We start from the raw sequence: 16,406 nt of genomic DNA, 5'->3' as shown, positions 1-16,406 counted from the left end.
CCTAGCGGTAGGTCGTCGGCGGCGGAGTCGTCGTGCCCCGGTCCGCCGCGGCGACGAACCGGTAGCTGCGGACGATCCCCAGCAGGTCGTCGCGCACCGAAGGACCGCCCCGATCGCTGTCCGCGTACGCCACCACGACCCCGGCGGTGCCCGAGTTCCCGCCGAACGCCATCGCCGCCACCAGCGCGTGCTTGGCCGCGCAGTCCCCCGTTTCCGTGGGGACGACTTCCGCGACCACGATCCGCGACGGCGCTTTCGTCCCGTCGGCCTTCGTGAGCTGCGCGTCGATACCGGCGTCGGCGGTCACCGCGGCGAGCGGGCCACCGTCCGGGCTGAAGGCGCTGACCCCGAGGTCGGTGACCGCCTTGCGGGCCGCCGCGTCGAGGTCGGGCAGCGGTTCCGTGGTCACGCCCGCCCCGCCGAGGTTGCTGTCGCCGCAGAAGTCCTCGCCCAGGAACGCGCTCGTGATCAGCCGGATGCCCGGAACGGCTCCGGTCTGGTCCCAGCCGTGCAGCGTGCCGGGTTCGGGCGTCCAGTTCGGCGGGACGTCGTAGGCGTACGAGCCGTCCCGGCCCGCCACCGACCGCCAGCCCGCGACCACCGGCGGGACCGCCGCCCGCGGCGACGGCGTCACCACCACCGGCGAACGCGGTGTGGGCGTCGAGGACGCGTCACGCGGCTTGCCGACGCCCAGCGCGTTCAGCACACCGGCGACCAGCGCGATGAACACCAGGCCGAACCACGGCGCCCGCCGCCACTTCAGCGGCTTCACGGCCGGGCGGATCCGCTTCGGCCGCGCACGCGGGACGTCCGGCGCGTCCGCGGGTTCGTAACCGCCGAACCCGCGGAGCGCCGCGTTGTCCTCGTACCCCGGCGTCTCGTCTTCGGGCCGCCGGCGGAACCGGGCCATCAGGACCGGACGAGCTTGACCAGGTGCTCGGCGACGGCGTCGACCGCGATCTCTTCGCGCTCGCCGGAGCGCCGGTCCTTGACCTCGACGACGCCGTTGGCCAGGCCGCGCCCGACCACCAGGATGGTCGGCACGCCGACCAGCTCGGCGTCGGCGAACTTGACGCCCGGCGTCGCCTTGCGGTCGTCGAGGATGACCTCGAGACCCGCCGCGTCCAGCTCGGCGGCGATCTTCTCGGCGCCGGCCGCGACCGCCTCGTCCTTGCCCGCGATGACGATGTGCACGTCGAACGGCGAGACCTCGCGCGGCCAGATCAGGCCGAGGTCGTCGTGGTTCTGCTCGGCGAGCACGCCGACCAGCCGCGAGACGCCGACGCCGTACGAACCCATCGTGATCCGGATCGGCTTGGAGTCCGGGCCGAGCGCGTCGAGCTCGAACGCGTCCGCGTACTTGCGGCCGAGCTGGAAGATGTGCCCGATCTCGATACCGCGCGCGGCGACCAAGGTGCCCTGGCCGTCCGGCGACGCGTCGCCCTCACGGACCTCGGCGGCCTCGATCGTGCCGTCCGGGGTGAAGTCGCGGCCGGCCAGCAGGTCGACGACGTGGTGGTCGACCTTGTCGGCGCCGGTGACCCAGGCGGTGCCGGGGACGATCCGGGGGTCGGCGAGGTAGCGCACGCCGTTGTCCTGCAGCGCCTTCGGGCCGATGTAGCCCTTGACCAGGAACGGGTTCTTCGCGAAGTCGGCCTCTTCGAGCAGCGCCACCTCGGCGGGCTCCAGCGACGCTTCGAGGCGCTTCATGTCCACTTCGCGGTCACCCGGGACCGCGACGCAGACCAGCTCCCACTCCTTCGCGCCCGGCTGGCGCGTCTTGAGCATGACGTTCTTCAGCGTGTCCGCGGCCGTGAAGGTGCGGCCCAGGTTCGCGTCGTTGAGGAAGTTGACCAGCGTCTCGATGGTCGGCGTGTTCGGCGTGTGGTGCACCTGCGCGTCGGGGCGCCCCTCGATCGGCTGCGCGGGCGGCGCGGGCGTGACGACGGCTTCGACGTTCGCCGCGTAGCCCGAGTCCGTGCTGCGGACGTAGGTGTCCTCGCCCGTCTCGGCGACGGCGAGGAACTCCTCGGACGCCGACCCGCCCATCGCGCCCGACGTCGCCTTCACGACGACGTACTCGAGGCCGAGCCGGTCGAACAGCTTCGTGTAGGCGTCGCGGTGCGCCTGGTAGGAGCGCTCCAGCCCCTCGTCGTCGAGGTCGAAGGAGTAGGAGTCCTTCATGACGAACTCGCGGCCGCGCAGGATGCCGGCGCGGGGGCGCGCTTCGTCGCGGTACTTCGTCTGGATCTGGTACAGCGTGACCGGGTAGTCGCGGTACGAGCTGTACTCGCCCTTCACGGTCAGCGTGAAGAGCTCTTCGTGCGTCGGGCCGAGCAGGTAGTCGGCACCCTTGCGGTCCTTGAGGCGGAAGAGGCTGTCGCCGTACTCGGTCCAGCGACCGGTCGCCTCGTAGGGCTCCTTCGGCAGCAGCGCGGGGAACTGGATCTCCTGCGCGCCGATCTTGTTCATCTCGTCGCGCACGACGTTCTCGATGCGGCGCAGCACCCGCAGGCCCAGCGGCAGCCACGAGTACCCGCCCGGGGCGACCCGGCGGACGTAGCCGGCGCGTACCAGGAGCCGGTGGCTCGGTACCTCGGCGTCCGCCGGATCCTCGCGCAACGTGCGAAGGAACAACGACGAAGTCCTGGTGATCACTGCGGGGCTCCCTGCGCCGGGCGGGTGTGAAAGTCCCGCTCAGGGTAGTCACTCGCCCCGCCGTGACTCCAACGGGTTACTCGGCGGCCCGTTTTTGTCGGGGATGGTCGCTAGCTTCGGGGACATGGCGATCCACATGGGCATGATCACGATCGATTGCGCGGACCCGCGCGGCCTGGCGGAGTTCTGGACGGCGGCGCTCGAGACGACCGTCGCGCAGGACTACGAAGGCGAGTTCCTCATCCTCGCGCCGGCCGACGGCGGCCTCCCGCTGGCGCTGCAACGGGTGCCGGAGCCGAGAGCGGGCAAGAACCGGGTGCACGTCGACTTCGGCGGTGACGATCGCGAGGCCGAAGTGAAACGCCTGGTGGGGCTGGGTGCGAAGGAGCTCGCGGAGCACCAGGTGCCGGGGCTGACCTGGACGGTGCTGGCCGATCCCGAGGGCAACGAGTTCTGCGTTTCGGGAGGTGGGCACTGAGCGCGCGGCGTCCCGGGGCGGGCGGGTAGAAAGGCGGCATGAGCGCTCGCGTACTGCTGCCCTGGACCGACATCGAGGTACCGGACGAGGTCGAGGCCGCGTACTACGACGGTGGCGAGGCCGTTCCGGACGGCCTCGCCGACGTCGAGTTCTACGTGCTGCCCTACGACCGCGGGCCCGAGCCGCCGAAGCTGATCAAGGAGCTGCCCGCGCTGCGGGTGGTGCAGTCGCTGTCGGCCGGCGTCGAGGCGCTGGTGCCGCTGCTGCCGGCGGGCGTCCGGCTGGCGAACGGGCGGGGCCTGCACGACCTGAGCGTCGCCGAGCACGCCCTCGCCCTGATCCACGCGGCGCAGCGGGACCTGCCCCGCTGGTTCGCGCAGCAGGCGCGGGGCGAGTGGGTGCGTGAGCACACGCGGTCACTGGCCGACAGCCGCGTGCTCCTGGTCGGCCACGGCTCGATCGGGCAGGCGATCGAGCGCCAGCTCGTCGCGGCGGAGGCGGTGGTGACGAGGGTGGCGAGCCGCCCGCGTCCGGCGGAGGACGTCCACGGCGTCGCCGAGCTGCCGGAGCTGCTGCCCGCCGCCGACATCGTGGTGCTGATCCTGCCGGACACCCCGGCCACCCGCGGCATCATCGGCCGCGCGGAGCTGGCGGCGCTCCCGGACGACGCCCTGGTGGTCAACGTCGGCCGCGGCACGGCGATCGACACCCCCGCGCTGCTGGCGGAGACCCGCACCGGGCGGCTGCACGCGGGCCTCGACGTCACCGACCCGGAACCCCTGCCCGCCGACCATCCACTGTGGACGACACCGGGCGTGGTGATCACCCCGCACATCGCGGGCGGGTCGGCGTCGTTCTACCCGCGCGCGAAGAAGCTGGCCGCGGAGCAGCTGAGGAGGTACGTGCGAGGCGAGGAGCTGCTCAACCTCGTGGAGCACTGACGGGCCGGTTCAGGCCAGCACGTAGACGTGCCACTCGTCGGCGACGCGGTACCCGCACCGCTCGTAGACCCCGAGCGCCCGGTGCGCGTTGTCGACGTCGACGTTGAGCGCCGACCGGTCGAACCCCGCGGCTTTCGCGGCCCGCAGCGTGTGGCCCAGCAGGCCCGACGCGACCCCGCGCCCGCGCAGCACTTCGCGCGTCCCGACCCAGGTGGCGTGGTGCTCGCGGACACCCGTCGCCGCGGCGTCGGACGCGTAGAAGTGGCTCAGCACGAACGCGAGGACCTTCTCCCCGTCGAGGACGAGGAACGACAGGTCGGGACGGAAGTCCTTGGAGCCGGTGACCAGGTGCCGCCACGCCTCCGGCTCGTAGATCGTGCTGCCCCAGTGGTCCGCGAAGGTGTCGTTGCGGGCGTCGAGGACGGCCCGGTCGTGCTCGAACCCGAACGGCACCGCCTCCACGCCGTCCGGCAGCGGCGGCTGCGGCGGCAGGTCCGCCAGGCCGACGCGCATGGTCACCATCGTCCGGCCGTGCCGGTAGCCCGCTCCGGCGAGGACCCCGGCGATCCAGCGCTCGTTCTCGTGGAGGCCGTGGTGCAGTTCCAGCGGCGCGTCCGGGAAGAAGCGCTCGTGGACCTCGTGGCTCGTCCGCGAGAACCACCCGGCCAGGTGAGCGCCGAGGACGTCGTCGCGGTGGTCCGGGTGCACGATCGACTGGAGCCGGATCATGTGCACGGGGTCGGCGGCGTCGCGGCGGCGGATCAGGCCGTACCCGACGAGCCGGTCGCCGGCCCAGGCGCCGATCGTGGCGCGGGCCAGGTCGATGTTGGGACCTTCCAGCTCCTCGCGGAGGTCTTCCTCGCTGAAGTGCTCACCCGTCCGGTCGACTTCCTCGGCCACCTCGTACAGCCGGGTCAGGGCCGGCACGTCGGCGAGCGTCAGCGGACGCCAGGTCAGGTCCATGCCGGGAGGCTAGGCCGGACGGCGGCGCCGGCGCACCCCGATTTACGCTCGGCACGTGCTGGTGCTCCTCCCCCCTTCAGAGACCAAAGCCGACGGCGGCCGCGGCGGCCCGCTCGACCTGAGCGCCCTGTCGTTCCCCGAGCTGAACCCGGCCCGCGCGAAGCTCGCGGACGCGCTGGCCGAGCTCGCCGCCGACATCCCGGCCAGCCTCGCGGCCCTGGGCCTCACCGAGCGCCAGGCCGGGGAGGTCGCGCGCAACGCCGAGCTCTGGACGTCCCCGACGATGCCGGCCCTGCGCCGCTACACGGGCGTCCTCTACGACGCGCTCGACGTGAAGAGCTTCACGAAAGCGAGCCTGGAGAAAGCCCACCGCCGCCTGGCGGTGACGTCCTCGCTGTTCGGCGTGGTCTCGGCAACCGACCCCATCCCGGCCTACCGCCTTTCGGGCGGCAACTCCCTCCCCGCGCTCGGCACCGTGCGCGGCCTGTGGAAGCCGGTCCTCGAGCCGGTGCTGCAGGCGGTCGAAGGCCTGGTCGTGGACCTGCGCTCCGGCACGTACTCGGCATTCGCCAAGCTCCGCCCGGACGCGGTGACGGTCCGCGTGGTCACCGAAAACGCCCGCGGCGAACGCGTGACGGTCAGCCACTTCAACAAGGCGTACAAAGGCCGCCTGGCCCACGTGCTGGCCGCCACCCGCGCCGAACCGTCCACTGTGGACCAGCTGGTGAAGGTGATCACGAAGGCCGGCCTGGTGGTCGAGCGCACCGGCGACCACGCGCTGGAGCTGGTCACCGAAGGCTGACGGCCCGCTCGAACAAGGCGCCGGAACCCCCGGGCCCGTCGGCGATCCGCACCAGCCGGAAGCCCTGCCGCCGGTAGTAGGCGTGCAGGCGGGCGTTGCTCTTCCACGCGTCGAGCCGGAGCCACCGCTTGCCCCGCCGCGAGGCCTCCCGCGTGGCTTCGTCGAGCAACCACGCGCCGACGCCGAGCCCGGCGAACGCCCGGTCGACCGCGAGGTGACTCAGGTACAGCGCGGCGGAGCGGTCGTCCGCCGGGCACCAGAAAGGCGCCGCTTCCTCGCCGACGGTCACGGTCGCGATCGGCACGGGCGCCGGGTCCGCGGTTTCCGCCACCCGCAACGCGCCGGTCGCCAGCCCCGGCCGCAGCTCGTCGGTGCGCCACGGCGATCCCGCCCATTGGTCGAGCCCTTGCGAGCCGAGCCACGCGACCGCGCCGTCGAGGATCGTCACCAGCGCGGTGAGGTCCGCCTCTGTCGCCCGGCGGAGGCGGTGGCCGTTCAGAAGCGGTCCGGGGTGAACGGGGTCAGGTCGAAGCCCGGGTCCTCCCCCACCGCCAGCGCCGCGACGAGCTTGCCCGCGAACGGCGCGTTCGTCAGGCCGCCCGCGCCGAAGCCCGTCGACACCGCCAGCCCGGGGCGGAGCAGCCCGAGGATCGGCAGGCCGTCCGGCGTACCCGGGCGGAAGCCGACCCGGGTCTCCGCCAGCGTCGCGTCCGCGAGACCGGGCGCGACCGCCAGCGCGTTGTCCAGCACCTCGCGCTGCCCGGCGGCCGTGACGCGGTAGTCGAAGCCGGCGTCCGCCTCGCGGGTCGCGCCGGCGACGACCCGGCCGCCGCCGAAGGCAAGGAGGTAGTGGCTGCTGCGCGGCAGCACCACCGGCCACGCCGCCGTGTCCGTGTCCGGCAGGTCGAAGTGGCTGATCTGGCCGCGGTGCGGCGTCACCGGCAGGTCGATGCCCAGCGGTGCCAGCAGGTCCCGGCTCCACGCGCCGGCCGCGACCACGACGCTGTCCGCCTCCAGCGGTCCCGCTTCACCCGCGACCGTGCCGTCGGCCCGGAACGCGACCTCGCCTTCGACGAACTTCGCGCCGCGGCGCTCGGCGTCGCGCAGCAGCGCCCGGCGCAGCTCGTGCCCGTCGACGCGGCCGGCGCCGGTCAGGTGCACCGCACCCAGCCCGGGGGCCAGCGCCGGGAAAAGCTCGCGTGCCTGCGCCGGGTCGAGCAGGCGGACCTCGCCGATCTCCGGCGCGTCCGCCGCCCGCTTGCTCAGCCGTTCCTGCGCCTCGGCCAGCTCGGCCTCGTCGGCCGACACGATCATCCCGCCGACCACCTCGAACGACGAGCCCTCGAGCTCCGCCGTGAATTCGCGGTAGTACCGGCCGGCGGCCGCGGCGAGCGGGTAAACCGCGTCTTCCCACCTCGACGTCCACGGGCTGACGATCCCGGCGCCGGCCTCGGTCGCCGTCCCCGGCCGCGCCGCGTCCGCCACGACCACTTCCACGCCGCGGCGCGCCAGGTGCCAAGCCGTCGCCGCGCCGCCGATTCCGCTTCCGATCACGAGCACTCGCATGGTTTCCACCCTGCCCGAACGTGCCGCGCCCGGGCCAGCGGGATTGCCCCGCGCCACAACCCGGTCGGTCGTATGCTGCGCGCCATGCCGAGCCGTGCCGAGCGGTATGTCGCCCATCTCGACACCCTGACCGGGACCAGCGAACCCCGTCTGCAGCCGATCCCGTCGACCCACGACGGGCTCGACGACGTCATCGCGTTCGTCTACGCCGACGAGCCGGAACCGCGCTACATGACGGGCGCGACCTACGGGCTTTCGCTGGCCGAGCACCCGGACTGGCACGGCATGAGACCGGAGCTGTGGATCAGCGTCCGGTCCGACGACCCGACGTGGGCCCTCGCGATCGGCTACCTCGCCGAACAGCTGCGCGGCACCTGCCCGTTCGTCTACGGCGACACGATCGACTTCGGGCAGCCGATCGCCGAGGAGTCCGCGATGACGGCCTTCGCGGTTTCGGCACCCGCGGGGCTCGACGCGCACCAGTACACGCTGATCGACGTCGGCGGCGCGCCGATCAGCATCGCCGGCTGCTTCCCGGTGCACGACAGCGAGCGGAAGTTCATCCGCGAGCAGGGCATCGACGCGTTCTGGCAGCTGGACTGGGACCTCTACGACGTTCGCCGCGCACCGGTGGTCTAGACCGGGGTCGCGAGGGCTCGGTCAGGCGCGGTACGCCGCTGACGCGATGTGGGCGAAGGAGTGGACCAGGGGGTTCGCGGTGCCCTTCTGCCACGCCATGACCACCTGGCTCGGCGCCATCGCGGGCAGCGGCACCACGACCAGGTCGCCGGGCGGCTGGTGGCCGAGCGGGGTCAAGCCGACCGTGCCGTTCCAGAGGACCGCCTGCAGGCATTCCTGGACCGCGCGCACCACCGGGCCTTCCCGGGGTTCGCCGCCGTGCCAGTACGACTGCCAGAGCGGGTCGGTGCCGTCCGGGAAGCGGAACCAGCGCCGGCCGGCCAGGTCGGCGAGGTCGAGGTGGTCGCGGGTGGCCAGGGGGTCGTCGGCGCGCAGGACCGCGCCCACCGGGTCGGTGCGCAGCTCGTGCACCGCCAAGCCGGTCTCGTCGAACGGTCCGCGGGTCAGCGCCACGTCGACCAGGCCGGTGCGCAGGCCGCAGGTCGGGTCGGTCAGGTCGGCGTCGCGGACGCGGACCTCGACGTCCGGGTGGCGCCGCCGGTAGGTGTCGGCGAGCCGGACCGCGTCCGGGTCGGTGCTGTCGCCCAGGATGCCGACGGTGAGCACCGCTTCGCCCGCCGCCGCGGCCACGCGCACGCGGGCGCGGTCGGCTTGGTCGAGCAGGGACCGCGCTTCCGCCAGCAGTGCCGCCCCGGCCGGGGTGAGCGTGACCCCCGTGGCGGAGCGCACCAGGAGAACCGCGCCGACGTCGCTCTCCAGCTGCTTGATCGCCCGGCTCAGCGGCGGCTGGCTCATGTGCAGCCGCGCGGCGGCCCGGCCGAAGTGGAGTTCTTCGGCGACGGCCACGAAGTACCGCAGCGTGCGCAGCTCCATGACCGGCGACGATAGCCACCCGGTATCGGCACCACCGAACCGGTCTTGGACGTCAGCGCCCGGCAGGCGGTGGAATCGGGGCATGACCGAACTGACCGATCCCGTCGTGCGCGTCGACGGCGCCGAGGAGATCGCCCCGGACCTGCTGGTGATCCCCAACCACCGGGTCGACCTGGTGCCCAACATCGGCGTCGTCGGCGGCTCGGAAGCCGTCCTCGTCGTCGACACGGGCATCGGCACCGCCAACGCCGAGCAGGTGCTCGCCTTCGCGACGGAAGTGGCGAAGGGCCGCCGCCTGTACCTGACCACGACCCACTTCCACCCCGAGCACGCCTTCGGTGCCCAGGTGTTCGCCGGCGAGGCGACCTACCTGGTCAACCGCGCCCAGGCCGACGACCTGGTCACCAAGGGCCCCGGCTACCTGGAGATGTTCCGGGGCCTGGGCGAGGTGGTCGCCCGGCGCCTCGACGGTGTCCGGCTGCCTGTTCCCGACCACGTCTACGACGACGGGTACGACCTCGACCTCGGCGGCCGGACCGTCCGGCTGCGTCCCACCGGCCGCGGCCACACCCGGGGCGATCAGGTCGTCGAGGTGCCGGACGCCGGTGTCCTGTTCACCGGCGACCTGGCCGAGACCGGGCAGTTCGCGATCTTCCCGTGGTTCCCGCCGCACGACGCCGACGTCTCGGGCGTGGGCTGGCTCGCCGTCGTGGACCGGCTGGCCGCCGCCGGGCACCGGGTGGTGGTTCCCGGGCACGGAGAGGTCGGTGGCGGTGCCGTACTCACCGACGTCCGTGACTACCTGCGGGAACTGCGGGACGAGACCTGGCGGCGACGGGACTCGGCGATGGGCGTGGACGAGGTCGTCGCCGAGGTCCGGTCGCTGCTCGTCGAACGGCACCCGGAGTGGGCCGGCCGGGAGTGGATCGAGCCGGGCGTCGCGTGTCTGTGCACCGAACACGACGCCTGACCCGGGTCACCGGACGCCGAGGACCGCCATGGCCGCGTTGTGGCCGGGAATGCCGCTGACACCACCTCCCCTCGCGGCTCCCGCGCCGCACAACAGGACGCGATCGTGCGGTGTTTCCACGCCCCAGCGGCCCGCCTGGGCCGGATCCTCGGCGAACGGCCAGGACAGGTCCCGGTGGAAGATGTGCCCCGCCGGCAGGCCCAGCTCGGCTTCCAGGTCCAGCGGGGTTTTGGCTTCCACACAGGGTTTTCCGTCCGGCGTGGACAGCAGGCAGTCCTCGATCGGCTCGGCCAGCACGCTGTCGAGGGAAGCGAGCGTCGCGCGCAACGCCGCTTCCCGCGCCTCTTCGTTGCGCCCCTCGAAGAGCCGCGCCGGCATGTGCAGGCCGAACAGGGTGAGGGTGTGCGCGCCGGCCGCGCGTTCGACCGGGCCGAGGATCGACGGATCCGTCAACGAGTGGCAATAGATTTCGCACGGCGGCAGCGTGGGGATCCTGCCCGCTGCCGCCTCGCGGTACGCCGCCTCCAGCTGGGTGAAGGTCTCGTTGACGTGGAAGGTGCCACCGAACGCCTCGGCCGGGTCGACGTCCGGGTCTCGCAGCCTCGGCAACCGCGAGAGCACCATGTTCACCTTCAGCTGCGCACCTTCCGGCCGGCTCGGCGGCTCCTCGCCCAGCAGCCTCGCCAGCGTGGACGGCGCGACATTGGCCAGGATGTGCCCTCCCACGACGACGTGCTCGGCGTCGTCACGCCGGTAACGCACCTCGCCGCCGGGGTCCACCGAGAGCACCTCCGCGCCGGTCACCAGGCGCGCACCCGCGGCGGCCGCGGCCGCCGCGAGCGAGCCGGTGACCGCGCCCATGCCGCCGACCGGGACGTCCCAGTCGCCGGTGCCGTTTCCGATCACGTGGTAGAGCAGGCACCGGTTCTGCCGCAGGTCCTCGCCGTCCGCCGGGGCGAACGTGCCGATCAGCGCGTCCGTGAGCACCACGCCGCGCACGGTGTCGTCGCCGAACCACGACGTGAGCGTTTCGCCGATCGGCCGTTCGAACAGCAAGGACCACGCCCGGTCATCACCGATCCGGTCGCGGAAGTCCACTTCGGACAACAGTGGTTCGGTGAGCGTGCCGAACGCGCGCCCGGCGACACGTTCGGTCAGCTCGTAGAACCGCTGCCAGGCCGCGAAATCCGAGGTGGACCCGGTGATCGCGCGGAACGACGCCGCCGTCCGGCCGGCGTCGCCCGTGTCGACAAGGAGACCGGAGCCGCCCGACGGGGTGTACGACGACATCCGGCGCCGCCGCAGCTCCACGTCGAGGCCGAGGTCGGCCACGATCTTCTTCGGCAGCAGGCTGACGAGGTACGAGTAGCGCGAAAGCCGGACGTCCACGCCCTCGAACGCGCGGAACGAGACGGCGGCGCCACCGGTCTCCCCCCGCCGTTCGAGCACGAGCACCGACCGGCCCGCCCGCGCCAGGTACGCGGCCGCGACCAGGCCGTTGTGCCCGCCGCCGACGATCACCACGTCGTACGCGTCCATCCGCTCCTCCTCTGTTCTGCCTGCCGGTTCATCGTGGCCACGGCCGCGGGCCGAATTCAAGGAAACGTCACGAACGGACCGTTCGCGCTATTCGGTTGCGCGGCCGGGGAACGGTCCGGCAAGCTGAACGCATCCGGCAGGGAGCCGGTGCGGAAGAGCAGGGAGGTGCCTGTCGTGATGGATGTCCGGGCCCTTTCGCGCCCTTGCCCACCTGCCCCCTGGAGCTGACCACGCGCCCGGTGGGGCATCCCTGATCGAGGAGAAACCCACCAGTGCGCCAGCACGATTACGAAGACTTCGACCGTTTCGACGACCAGCCCTCCCGCCGTCGCACAGCGCGCCGGCGCGGGCGGTTCGACGATCCCGAGCCCACCCGCAGCGGGCGGCTCACCGAAGGTGAGCGCGTCCGGCTCGCCAAGCTCCGCGACGACGCCTACACCGAAAACCAGCTGCCCGACGGGGCCGACCGCTGGTCCACCTGGGACGACGCCGAACACGGCCCGCGGCCCCGGCCGGACTGGGTGGTCACCGAGCTCGCCGCGGTCGACACCGACCTCGGGGTGCTCAAGACCGGCAAGGAGGCCGACGTCCACCTGCTGCGGCGCGGCCTGCCGGGCACCGACGGCACGCTGCTCGCCGCGAAGCGGTACCGCAGCGACGAACACAAGCTGTTCCACCGCGACGCGGGCTACCTCGAAGGGCGGCGGATGCGCCGCTCCCGCGAGATGCGCGCGATCGAGCACCGCACCGCGTTCGGCCGCAACCTGATCGCCGAACAGTGGGCCGTCGCGGAGTTCGCCGCGCTGAGTCGCTTGTGGACGCTCGGGGCGCCGGTGCCCTACCCGGTGCAGCGCAACGGGACCGAGCTCCTCCTCGAGTTCCTCGGGGAGGAGGACGGAACCGCCGCACCGCGGCTGGCCCAGGTGCGCCCGGACGCCGACGAGCTGAAGGACCTCTGGTTCCAGGCCATCGCGGCGCTCGAACTGCTCGCCGCCGAGGGGCTCGCGCACGGCGACCTCTCGGCGTACAACCTGCTCGTGCACCGGGGGCGGCTGATGGTGATCGACCTGCCGCAGGTCGTCGACGTCGTGGCCAACCCCGGCGGTGCCGAGTTCCTGGCCAGGGACGTGCGCAACCTGGCCGGGTGGTTCCACGGCCGCGGGCTCGGCGAGCACGTGACGAACACCGATGAGCTGCTGGCGGAGCTCGTGACCACCGCCGGGCTCGGGTGAGGGCGGGGCGGCGTCGCGGCTGTGGCGCGGAACACGTCTGCGACGCCGCCCACAACCGGTGACCTCGATGCGTAGTCCCAGCTCCGGCTCGGGTACAGTATGTACAGACCGCAACCGGCGGCGTGGATGAGTTGGTGTCCGTCGCCTCCAGAGCCACCGAATGGCTCGCGGTGATCCGTAAATCCCATGCGGCGCGCAGTGTCGGCAAGCGAAAGACACGGTGTGCCGGGTCCGTCCCTGTGAACGCCCACTGCACACCATCTTGCCCTGCCTGCGCGCGGGCAGCTCGGGCCTCCTTGCGACGAACCACGTCCGAGAGGCATTTGTGACAGTCACGTTCAACTCCGGCCACACCTCGACGTCCGCGCGCGCGGACCGTCCCGACCGCAAGCCGCGCCAGCGCCCGGCGGGCGGGGACATGCTGCGCGACGACGCGGTCGAGACCGTGGCCACCAAGACCTTCGCCCAGCTGGGCCTGCCGGAGCCGCTGCTCCGCGCGCTGGCTGACGCGGGCATCAACAACCCGTTCCCGATCCAGTCCGCGACCATCCCGGACGCGCTGGCCGGCCGTGACGTGCTGGGCCGCGCCCAGACCGGCTCCGGCAAGACCCTGGCCTTCGGCCTGGCCATGCTGGCCCGGCTCGACGGCGGCAAGGCCCGCCCGAAGCGCCCCCGCGCGCTGATCCTCGTCCCGACCCGCGAGCTGGCCATGCAGGTCGCCGACTCGCTGACCCCGCTGGCCAAGTCGCTCGGCCTGTGGTGCCGCACGGCCGTCGGCGGCATGGCCTTCGCCCGCCAGGCGGACGCGCTCTCCCGCGGTGTCGACCTGCTGATCGCCACCCCGGGCCGGCTGTCGGACCACGTCCGGCAGGGCACCGCGCACCTGGGCGACTGCAACTTCATCGCGCTCGACGAGGCCGACCAGATGGCGGACATGGGCTTCATGCCGCAGGTCCGCGAGATCCTCGACCTCACCCCGCCGGGTGGGCAGCGGCTGCTGTTCTCGGCGACGCTCGACGGTGACGTCAACCGCCTGGTCCGCCAGTACCTGACCGACCCGGTCACGCACTCGGTCGCGCCGTCGACCGCGAGCGTCGACACCATGGACCACCACGTGCTCCAGGTGTCGCACCAGGACAAGCAGGACATCATCACGCAGATCGGCGCCCGCGAGGGCCGCACGATCATGTTCGTGCGGACCAAGCACCACGTCGACCGCCTCACCGAGCGCCTGCGCGAGCAGGGCGTGAACGCGCAGGCCCTGCACGGCGGCAAGACGCAGGGGCAGCGCAACCGCGTCCTCGCCGACTTCAAGGAAGGCCACTCGCCGGTGCTCGTCGCCACGGACGTCGCGGCGCGCGGCATCCACGTCGACGACATCTCGCTGGTGCTGCACGTCGACCCGGCGGCCGACCACAAGGACTACCTGCACCGCGCGGGCCGCACGGCGCGCGCCGGGGCGTCCGGTGTCGTCGTCACGCTGGTCACCAACGACCAGCGCCGGATGGTCAAGCGGATGACCGACCGGGCCGGCGTGCGCGCCGAGTCCACGATGGTCCGTCCGGGTGACGAGGCGCTGTCCCGCATCACCGGCGCCCAGGAGCCCAGCGGCGAGCCGGTCATCGAGCGGCGGCGCGAGAACCCGCGTCGTGGCGGCGGTGGCTTCCGCGGCGACCGCGGCTTCGGCGGTTCGGGTCGCGGCGGCTACCGCGGCGACCGCGACCGCGGCGGTGACCGTGGCGGCTACGGCGGCGGCGACCGTGGTGACCGCGGCGGCGACCGCGGCAGCTTCGGCCAGGGCGCTCGCGAGGGCCACGGCCACCGCGAAGGCCGTCCCGGCGGCTTCGGCGGCCGCGGCCGTCAGCCCCGCTCGGGCAACGGCGGTGGCTACGGCCGCCCGAGCCGTGGCCCGCGTCGCGGCTACGACAGCTGATCGATCCACCCTGGGAGCCCCGGACCGCTGGTCCGGGGCTCCCGGCGTTTCCAGGGGCCGCCGCACGACCGCGCGGATCGCGGATGGGAGACTGCGGGACGTGACTACGCCGCCGACGCTCCCGCCCGATGAGGTTTTCGACTGGCTCGACGTCGAGGCGGAGAAGCGGGCGAACGCGGGACTCGTGCGGCAGCTGCGGCCGCGTCCCGCGCAGGCCGACGAGCTGGACCTGGCCGGGAACGACTACCTCGGGCTGGCCCGCGACAAGCGCGTCGCCGGAGCCGCCGCGGCCGCCGCGCTCCGCTGGGGCGCCGGGGCGACCGGGTCCCGGCTCGTCACCGGGTCGACCGAGCTGCACACCGAGCTCGAGCTGGAGCTCGCCCGGTTCTGCGGGGTGCAGGCGGCGCTCGTGTTCTCCTCCGGCTTCACCGCGAACCTGGGGGCGGTGACGGCGCTGTCCGGCGCCGAATCCGCGATCGTCACCGACAAGTACATCCACGCTTCGCTGATCGAGGGCTGCCGGCTGTCGCGCGCCGATGTCGCCGCCGTCGCGCACTCGACGCCGTCGGCGATCAAGCACGCCCTCTCGACGCGGCGCAAGCCGCGCGCGCTCGTGGTGACCGATTCGGTGTTCTCGGTGGACGGTGACATCGCTCCGCTCGGCGAGCTGGCCGGCATCTGCCGCGAGCACAGTGCGGCGCTGCTGGTCGACGACGCACACGGCTTCGGCGTCCTCGGCGACGGCGGCCGCGGCGCGGTTCACGCGGCCGGGCTCGCGGGTGCGCCCGATGTCGTCACGACGTTGACGCTGTCGAAGTCGCTGGGCGCGCAGGGCGGGGCGGTGCTGGGCCCGCGTCGCGTGATCAAGCACCTCGTGGACACGGCTCGCAGCTTCATCTTCGACACCGCGCTGGCGCCGGCGAGTGCGGCCGCCGCGCTGGCCGCGTTGCACGCGTTGAAGGAAGAGCCCGGGCTGGCCGGGAAGGTCGTCGAGAACGCGGGCAACCTGGCGATGTCGCTGAAAGCGGCCGGGCTGAAGGCGAGCTTGCCGGACGCGGCCGTCATCTCCGTTCAGGCGCCTTCGGCCGAGACCGCGGTGGCGTGGGCGGCGGCGTGCGCGGAGCACGGCATCCGCGTCGGGTGCTTCCGGCCGCCGTCGGTGCCGGACGGCATCTCGCGGCTGCGGCTGACCGCGCGGGCGGACCTCACCGAGGCCGATGTGGACCGCGCCGTGAAGGTGATCACCGCGACGGCGCCGCGGGGCGCGATCGCCTGACCCGGTGGCGGGTCGATGTCGGCTCGGCACGTCGGCACCCGGGCGGGCAGCGGCTCGGCGGGGACAGCGGTCGGCGCGAGGAAAGCCCGCGGTCAGCGGGCGAGGCGGCGCATGCGGATGTGCGGGATGCCGTCCTCGTCGGTGTACTCCGCGCCTTCCGCGATGAAGCCGTAGCGGGCGTAGAAGCCCTGGACGTACGTCTGGGCGTCGAGGACGTACTCGCCCGGGATCTTCAGGGCCTCGTCCATCAGCCGGGCCGCCAAGCCCTGGCCGCGAGCGTTCGCCGCCGTGGCCACCCGGCCGATGCGACGGATGTCGTCGGGGTCTTGCAGCACCCGGAGGTAGGACGCCACGCCGGAAGGGGTCTCGAACCAGAGGTGGCGGGTGTCCGCCGTCAAGTCACGGCCGTCGAGTTCCGGGTAGGCGGCTTTCTGCTCCACCACGAAAACGTCCACGCGGAGACGGAGGATGTCGTGGAGCTGGGCGGCCGTCAGTTCGGGGCCGGTCGCGTCGTGCAGGGTCGGCATACCCCTGCT

The 16,406-nt window shown here is 73.0% G+C and carries 16 protein-coding genes; 8 read left to right on the top strand and 8 right to left on the bottom strand.

The genetic code is table 11. The features are described 5' to 3' along the window. Position 1 precedes the first annotated feature (1 nt). The gene (locus tag AB5J73_RS23020) at positions 2 to 910 is read right to left on the bottom strand and encodes a hypothetical protein (RefSeq protein WP_370972117.1); all 909 of its coding nucleotides are present in this window, start codon (positions 908 to 910) and stop codon (positions 2 to 4) included. Further along, positions 910 to 2,658, bottom strand: coding sequence for a proline--tRNA ligase (locus tag AB5J73_RS23015; RefSeq protein ID WP_370972115.1), 1,749 nt, complete (start codon positions 2,656 to 2,658; stop codon positions 910 to 912). Before AB5J73_RS23015 ends, AB5J73_RS23020 begins: the two co-directional genes overlap by 1 nt. 124 nt (positions 2,659 to 2,782) lie before the next feature. Here AB5J73_RS23015 and AB5J73_RS23010 point away from each other — a divergent pair, with 124 nt between their 5' ends. Together AB5J73_RS23010 and AB5J73_RS23005 are read left to right on the top strand one after the other, a co-directional pair. Then, on the top strand, positions 2,783 to 3,136 hold the full coding sequence (locus tag AB5J73_RS23010) for a VOC family protein (protein WP_370972114.1): 354 nt from the start codon (positions 2,783 to 2,785) through the stop codon (positions 3,134 to 3,136). Positions 3,137 to 3,174: 38 nt separating this feature from the next. Beyond that, positions 3,175 to 4,077 carry a 2-hydroxyacid dehydrogenase gene (locus tag AB5J73_RS23005; protein WP_370972112.1) on the top strand — a complete coding sequence of 301 codons (903 nt, stop codon included), beginning with the start codon at positions 3,175 to 3,177 and terminating at the stop codon, positions 4,075 to 4,077. Between the two features lie 9 nt (positions 4,078 to 4,086). Here the strand turns inward: AB5J73_RS23005 and AB5J73_RS23000 are convergent, their stop codons facing one another. Then, on the bottom strand, positions 4,087 to 5,040 hold the full coding sequence (locus tag AB5J73_RS23000) for a GNAT family N-acetyltransferase (protein ID WP_370972110.1): 954 nt from the start codon (positions 5,038 to 5,040) through the stop codon (positions 4,087 to 4,089). 55 nt (positions 5,041 to 5,095) lie between these two features. Between AB5J73_RS23000 and yaaA the strand changes: the two genes are divergently transcribed. Next, entirely contained in the window at positions 5,096 to 5,842 is a 747-nt protein-coding gene (gene yaaA / locus AB5J73_RS22995) for a peroxide stress protein YaaA (RefSeq protein WP_370972108.1), read from the top strand. On the opposite strand, the gene AB5J73_RS22990 is transcribed toward yaaA, so the two are convergent. Further along, positions 5,829 to 6,290, bottom strand: a complete 462-nt coding sequence (locus AB5J73_RS22990; protein ID WP_370972106.1) for a GNAT family N-acetyltransferase — start codon at positions 6,288 to 6,290, stop codon at positions 5,829 to 5,831. The two genes, yaaA and AB5J73_RS22990, sit on opposite strands and share 14 nt — an antisense overlap. Before the next feature lie 47 nt (positions 6,291 to 6,337). Further along, on the bottom strand, positions 6,338 to 7,408 hold the full coding sequence (locus AB5J73_RS22985) for an NAD(P)/FAD-dependent oxidoreductase (RefSeq protein WP_370972104.1): 1,071 nt from the start codon (positions 7,406 to 7,408) through the stop codon (positions 6,338 to 6,340). Between the two features lie 84 nt (positions 7,409 to 7,492). Between AB5J73_RS22985 and AB5J73_RS22980 the strand changes: the two genes are divergently transcribed. Next, positions 7,493 to 8,047, top strand: a complete 555-nt coding sequence (locus tag AB5J73_RS22980; protein ID WP_370972102.1) for a suppressor of fused domain protein — start codon at positions 7,493 to 7,495, stop codon at positions 8,045 to 8,047. A gap of 21 nt (positions 8,048 to 8,068) precedes the next feature. Here the strand turns inward: AB5J73_RS22980 and AB5J73_RS22975 are convergent, their stop codons facing one another. Beyond that, positions 8,069 to 8,920 (bottom strand): LysR family transcriptional regulator, encoded by an 852-nt coding sequence (locus tag AB5J73_RS22975; RefSeq protein WP_370972100.1) that lies wholly within the window; start codon positions 8,918 to 8,920, stop codon positions 8,069 to 8,071. Between the two features lie 82 nt (positions 8,921 to 9,002). On the opposite strand from AB5J73_RS22975, the gene AB5J73_RS22970 reads away from it, so the two are divergent. Then, positions 9,003 to 9,890 carry an MBL fold metallo-hydrolase gene (locus tag AB5J73_RS22970; RefSeq protein ID WP_370972098.1) on the top strand — a complete coding sequence of 296 codons (888 nt, stop codon included), beginning with the start codon at positions 9,003 to 9,005 and terminating at the stop codon, positions 9,888 to 9,890. Positions 9,891 to 9,896: 6 nt separating this feature from the next. Here the strand turns inward: AB5J73_RS22970 and AB5J73_RS22965 are convergent, their stop codons facing one another. Then, the gene (locus AB5J73_RS22965) at positions 9,897 to 11,429 is read right to left on the bottom strand and encodes a phytoene desaturase family protein (RefSeq protein ID WP_370972096.1); all 1,533 of its coding nucleotides are present in this window, start codon (positions 11,427 to 11,429) and stop codon (positions 9,897 to 9,899) included. A gap of 272 nt (positions 11,430 to 11,701) precedes the next feature. On the opposite strand from AB5J73_RS22965, the gene AB5J73_RS22960 reads away from it, so the two are divergent. The 3 genes from AB5J73_RS22960 (at position 11,702) to AB5J73_RS22950 (ending at position 15,870) form a co-directional block, all read left to right on the top strand. Next, positions 11,702 to 12,661 carry an RIO1 family regulatory kinase/ATPase gene (locus tag AB5J73_RS22960; RefSeq protein ID WP_370972094.1) on the top strand — a complete coding sequence of 320 codons (960 nt, stop codon included), beginning with the start codon at positions 11,702 to 11,704 and terminating at the stop codon, positions 12,659 to 12,661. Positions 12,662 to 12,986: 325 nt separating this feature from the next. Beyond that, positions 12,987 to 14,594, top strand: coding sequence for a DEAD/DEAH box helicase (locus AB5J73_RS22955; protein ID WP_370972091.1), 1,608 nt, complete (start codon positions 12,987 to 12,989; stop codon positions 14,592 to 14,594). Between the two features lie 100 nt (positions 14,595 to 14,694). Further along, positions 14,695 to 15,870, top strand: coding sequence for an 8-amino-7-oxononanoate synthase (locus AB5J73_RS22950; RefSeq protein ID WP_370972089.1), 1,176 nt, complete (start codon positions 14,695 to 14,697; stop codon positions 15,868 to 15,870). A gap of 92 nt (positions 15,871 to 15,962) precedes the next feature. Here AB5J73_RS22950 and AB5J73_RS22945 read toward each other — a convergent pair whose 3' ends face one another. Next, positions 15,963 to 16,397, bottom strand: a complete 435-nt coding sequence (locus tag AB5J73_RS22945) for a GNAT family N-acetyltransferase (RefSeq protein WP_370972087.1) — start codon at positions 16,395 to 16,397, stop codon at positions 15,963 to 15,965. Between the last annotated feature and the right edge of the window lie 9 nt (positions 16,398 to 16,406).

It is taken from the genome of Amycolatopsis sp. cg9, from assembly GCF_041346945.1.
In the GTDB taxonomy this organism is placed as follows: domain Bacteria; phylum Actinomycetota; class Actinomycetes; order Mycobacteriales; family Pseudonocardiaceae; genus Amycolatopsis.
The sequence above is the reverse complement of the archived record's forward strand: the minus strand, read 5'-3'. Positions and strand labels throughout refer to the sequence as shown.

Bases quoted from the DNA above. Each gene is read 5' to 3' on its own strand.
- AB5J73_RS23020 (WP_370972117.1), bottom strand. From the start codon at position 910: ATGGCCCGGTTCCGCCGGCGGCCCGAAGACGAGACGCCGGGGTACGAG.
- AB5J73_RS23010 (WP_370972114.1), top strand. From the start codon at position 2,783: ATGGCGATCCACATGGGCATGATCACGATCGATTGCGCGGACCCGCGC.
- AB5J73_RS23005 (WP_370972112.1), top strand. From the start codon at position 3,175: ATGAGCGCTCGCGTACTGCTGCCCTGGACCGACATCGAGGTACCGGAC.
- AB5J73_RS23000 (WP_370972110.1), bottom strand. From the start codon at position 5,040: ATGGACCTGACCTGGCGTCCGCTGACGCTCGCCGACGTGCCGGCCCTG.
- AB5J73_RS22985 (WP_370972104.1), bottom strand. From the start codon at position 7,408: ATGCGAGTGCTCGTGATCGGAAGCGGAATCGGCGGCGCGGCGACGGCT.
- AB5J73_RS22980 (WP_370972102.1), top strand. From the start codon at position 7,493: ATGCCGAGCCGTGCCGAGCGGTATGTCGCCCATCTCGACACCCTGACC.
- AB5J73_RS22975 (WP_370972100.1), bottom strand. From the start codon at position 8,920: ATGGAGCTGCGCACGCTGCGGTACTTCGTGGCCGTCGCCGAAGAACTC.
- AB5J73_RS22970 (WP_370972098.1), top strand. From the start codon at position 9,003: ATGACCGAACTGACCGATCCCGTCGTGCGCGTCGACGGCGCCGAGGAG.
- AB5J73_RS22965 (WP_370972096.1), bottom strand. From the start codon at position 11,429: ATGGACGCGTACGACGTGGTGATCGTCGGCGGCGGGCACAACGGCCTG.
- AB5J73_RS22945 (WP_370972087.1), bottom strand. From the start codon at position 16,397: ATGCCGACCCTGCACGACGCGACCGGCCCCGAACTGACGGCCGCCCAG.